The organism is Staphylococcus petrasii (genome assembly GCF_002902565.1).
GTDB lineage: Bacteria > Bacillota > Bacilli > Staphylococcales > Staphylococcaceae > Staphylococcus > Staphylococcus petrasii.
This window is the reverse complement of the sequence record NZ_PPRC01000075.1, coordinates 1-4,250: the sequence shown is the minus strand read 5'-3', so window position 1 is coordinate 4,250 and position 4,250 is coordinate 1. Positions and strand designations below refer to the sequence as shown.

The 4,250-nt window shown below is 30.4% G+C and carries 4 protein-coding genes; 3 read left to right on the top strand and 1 reads right to left on the bottom strand.

The window, feature by feature from the left end; all coding sequences use genetic code 11:
• Positions 1 to 55: 55 nt before the first annotated feature.
• Positions 56 to 1,345, bottom strand: a complete 1,290-nt coding sequence (locus CD127_RS10280; RefSeq protein ID WP_103298558.1) for a glutamate-1-semialdehyde 2,1-aminomutase — start codon at positions 1,343 to 1,345, stop codon at positions 56 to 58.
• 81 nt (positions 1,346 to 1,426) lie between these two features.
• Between CD127_RS10280 and bcp the strand changes: the two genes are divergently transcribed.
• The 3 genes from bcp to perR all read left to right on the top strand — a co-directional run bounded on the left by bcp (position 1,427) and on the right by perR (position 3,385).
• Complete coding sequence (bcp, locus tag CD127_RS10275) at positions 1,427 to 1,882, top strand: thioredoxin-dependent thiol peroxidase (RefSeq protein WP_103298557.1); 456 nt, start codon at positions 1,427 to 1,429, stop codon at positions 1,880 to 1,882.
• 5 nt (positions 1,883 to 1,887) lie between these two features.
• Complete coding sequence (locus CD127_RS10270; protein WP_103366644.1) at positions 1,888 to 2,838, top strand: phosphoglycerate dehydrogenase; 951 nt, start codon at positions 1,888 to 1,890, stop codon at positions 2,836 to 2,838.
• 94 nt (positions 2,839 to 2,932) lie between these two features.
• A complete protein-coding gene (perR, locus tag CD127_RS10265) occupies positions 2,933 to 3,385 on the top strand; it encodes a peroxide-responsive transcriptional repressor PerR (RefSeq protein WP_103298555.1) in 453 nt (150 codons plus the stop codon).
• Positions 3,386 to 4,250: the final 865 nt, after the last annotated feature.

The following is a 4,250-nucleotide window of genomic DNA, read 5'->3' as shown; positions in this document are numbered from 1 at the left end:
TTATTATAATGGGAAAACAACAATTTAATAGGCTTATTTTTTAAAATCTTAAGTTTTATTTCATTTGGCTAAATGCGTAATCAGCCGCTTCTAATGTTTTATCAATATCTTCTTCTGTGTGTTCAGTAGTTAAGAACCAAGCTTCAAATTTAGAAGGTGCTAAATTAATACCTTGGTTTAACATTAATTTAAAGAATTTAGCAAATGCTTCACCATCTGAATTTTCTACTTGTTCGTAGTGCGTAATTTTTTCATCTGTGAAGTATAGAGTTAATGAACCATAAACACGGTTAATCGTAGCGGTAATATTGTGTTTTTCAATTAACTTATTTAATCCATCTTCTAGTCGTTTGCCTAGGGCATCTAATTTTTCATAAACGCCATCTTGTTCTAAAACTTCTAATAATGCAATACCTGCTCTCATTGAAAGAGGGTTACCAGCCATAGTACCAGCTTGATAAGCAGGACCTAGTGGTGCAACATGTTCCATGATATCTTGACGGCCACCATAGCCACCGATTGGTAAACCACCACCGATAATTTTACCGAAAGCAGTTAAATCAGGATAAACATTTAATAAATCTTGAGCGGCACCATAATGGAAGCGGAAGGCAGTGATTACTTCATCATAAATAACTAATGCTCCATAATCATGTGTGATTTTGTTTACTTCTTCTAAAAATCCTGGTTGAGGTTCTACCATACCGAAGTTACCAACGATAGGTTCAACTAATACTGCAGCAACTTCATCGCCCCAATGTTTCATAGCTTCACGGTAAGACTCAACATCATTAAACGGAACAGTGATGACTTCTCTAGCTACACTTTCTGGTACACCAGCAGAGTCTGGAGAGCCTAATTGTGAAGGGCCACTACCAGCAGCAACTAAAACTAAATCAGAGTGACCATGATATGAACCTGCAAATTTAATAATCTTGTTACGTTTAGTATAAGCACGTGCAACACGGATAGTAGTCATTACCGCTTCAGTACCAGAGTTAACGAAACGAATTTTTTCTAATGAAGGGATAGCTTCACGTAATTTTTTACTAAATTCAATTTCTAACTCAGTAGGGGTACCATATAATACACCTTTAGCTGCTTGATCTTGAATCGCTTCAGTAATATGAGGATGTGCATGTCCAGTAATGATTGGACCGTATGCTTGTAAATAATCGATAAATTTATTGCCATCTACATCATATAAATATGCACCATGACCTTCACGCATAACTACTGGCGCACCGCCACCAACTGCTTTATAAGAACGAGAAGGCGAATTAACTCCACCTAAAATATACTCATTAGATAACTCTTGAAGACGTTCACTCTCAGTGAATTTCATTTAGTATCAACCTCTCTTATTTTAATAATATTCATTACTATCGTATCATATAACTAATAATAAGAAGAAATAGGTGAGATTATGTTAAACAAAGGTGAACAATTTCCAGAATTTAAGTTAGAAAATCAAAATGGTGAATGGATAACTAATGAAACACTTAAAGGCAATAAAGCAATCTTATATTTTTATCCTAGAGACAATACACCGACTTGTACTACAGAAGCATGCGATTTCAGAGACAATTTAGCATTATTTAATGATATGGATGTTCAAGTTTACGGTATTAGTGGAGACTCTAAGAAAAAACATCAAAATTTTATTAACAAACATAATTTGAATTTTGATTTATTAGTAGATGAAGATTATCAACTTTCTAAAGCTACTGGCGTTTATCAATTGAAGAAATCATTTGGCAAAGAGAGTATGGGAATTGTACGTACTACGTTTGTAATTGATGAAGACGGTTATATTATAGATGTCATTGAAAAAGTGAAAGTAAAAACACAATTAGATGAGCTTAAACAAATATTGGGGTGAACTCTATGAAGATCGTTAGCTTAAAGAGACTTGGAGATATAGAAAGTGAGTTGAAAAATAAATATCCAGATTTGGAATTTTCATTTTTCAAAAAAGCAGAAGAAATTCCTGAAGAATTAAAAAAAGAGCTGGATATATTAATTGGTTACTCTAGTGGCGTTGATAAAGCGTTTATAGAGTCATGTCCAAATTTAAAGTGGATTGCATGGTACGCTACTGGCGTTAATAATCTACCGTTAGAGTATATAAAAGAACGCGACATTGTCTTAACTAATACGAGAGGTGTGCAAGCAAAGCAATTAGCTGAATTTATCTTAGCGTTTATATTAGATGATTATAAAAAAATGCGTACATCATATATTAATCAAAAAGAGCATAAATATGATTCTACATTAACTGGTAGACGTTTAGATGGAGAGAAAATTTTATTCTTAGGTACAGGCGCAATTGCCCAACGTGCAGTTAAACTATTATCACCATTTGATGTAGAGATTGTAGGAGTGAGTAAATCAGGTAAAGAAAAACCTGGATTTACTGAAACTTACAAAATTGAAGATTTAGACAATGTAATAGGGAAAGCAGATATTATTATTAATTCACTCCCAGAAACACAAGAAACGTACCATTTATTAAATCAATCACATTTCAAAAAAATGAAAGATGAAGCACTCTTTATCAATGTGGGTAGAGGAACGATAGTTGCTCAAGAAGATATAGTTGAAGTGTTGAAGAATAAATTGATTCGTCATGCGTATTTAGATGTATTTGAAAATGAACCCCTTGAAGCGGACAACCCATTATATGATTTAGATAATGTGACGATTACTGCTCATATTACAGGTAATGATATAAACATTAAAAAAGATGCTACAGAGATATTTGAAAGAAATTTAAATGATTTTCTCAATAAGAATGAAGTAAATGAGAATAGAGTGGATTTAGATAAGGGATACTAGTTGAAAAATGCCGTACTTATTGACAGCGCGCTTTCTTAACAGTTATATTAATATTAAGTAATAATAATTATTAAGTAGAAAGATGGTGAATTCAATGAGTGCAGAATTAGAGTCCATAGAACATGAACTTGAAGAATCAATTGCAGCTTTAAGAAAAGCAGGAATCAGAATTACACCACAAAGACAAGCAATTATTCGTTATCTAATTACTTCTCATTCTCATCCAACAGCGGATGAAATTTATCAAGCACTTTCACCTGATTTTCCAAATATTAGTGTTGCGACGATATATAACAATCTTAGAGTATTTAAAAGTATTGGCATTGTAAAAGAATTAACGTACGGAGATGCTTCAAGTAGATTCGACTTTAATACACATAATCATTATCATGTTATTTGTGAAAAATGTGGTAAGATAGTCGATTTTCATTATCCGCAATTAGATGAAGTGGAACAACTTGCTCAACATATAACTGAATTTGACGTAACACATCATCGCATGGAAATATACGGGCTATGTAAAGAATGCAAAGGTAAAGAAGAATAGGGAATATAATTAAATCGATATTTGATTAAAAGACTGGAACAATGATTTGTTCTAGTCTTTTTTTATGTTAGGGAAACTTATTTAAATAAGAGAAAAGTAATTTTAAAGTCAAAAGAGTGGAAATAAATATTTAAAGACATATAACTCTATAATGAAAGAAATGAAAAATAAATATATTAAAGAGCAGGTAAATTAAAAATGAGTTTATTACACTAAGACATTTGTTAAATGAAGATGCTTAAAAATGAGTGATAACAATGATGATATTACTTAGAATAATTATGTTATTGATCAGCATTCATTACTATTTTGCTAATTACAAAAAGATATAAATAGAAAAAACTTATTTGTTTTATAGAAGAGATAATGTCTATATTGACATTGTATTAACAATGAAAAGGACTAATAAACTAAGGAAAATAACTATTTTTTTAATGTAATTAGTATAAAATATACTCTTTATAATTAAAGGATACATCACATGTGAAATATTAAACTTATTTTTGTCTTGTATATGATTGACGTTCTAAATTAATCTTGCTATTATATAAAAGTCGTCAAAAACACATAACATTTCTTGAAAGACAAAGTTAAGTTTTTTAAATTAATGTTAAGAAAGTGTAATTTTGACTATTGAAAACAAAACAAAAACATTATAAGATATTAAATGTTGAAATAATCAATTAAGTTTTTGAACTGATAAAAAAATTAAAAAAAGTTCTTGACAAGAGATATTGATTGTTGATATAATTAATAAATGTAATTGTTAAAAATGAACATTGAAAACTGAATGACAATATGTCAACGTTAATTCCAATAAATGTAACTTTAAGTTACAAACACTATTTAGTTTTATGAGCTAATC

What these genes read in the sequence shown, in the direction of transcription:
- CD127_RS10280 (WP_103298558.1), bottom strand. Translation starts at nt 1,345, where the DNA reads ATGAAATTCACTGAGAGTGAACGTCTTCAAGAGTTATCTAATGAGTAT.
- bcp (WP_103298557.1), top strand. Translation starts at nt 1,427, where the DNA reads ATGTTAAACAAAGGTGAACAATTTCCAGAATTTAAGTTAGAAAATCAA.
- CD127_RS10270 (WP_103366644.1), top strand. Translation starts at nt 1,888, where the DNA reads ATGAAGATCGTTAGCTTAAAGAGACTTGGAGATATAGAAAGTGAGTTG.
- perR (WP_103298555.1), top strand. Translation starts at nt 2,933, where the DNA reads ATGAGTGCAGAATTAGAGTCCATAGAACATGAACTTGAAGAATCAATT.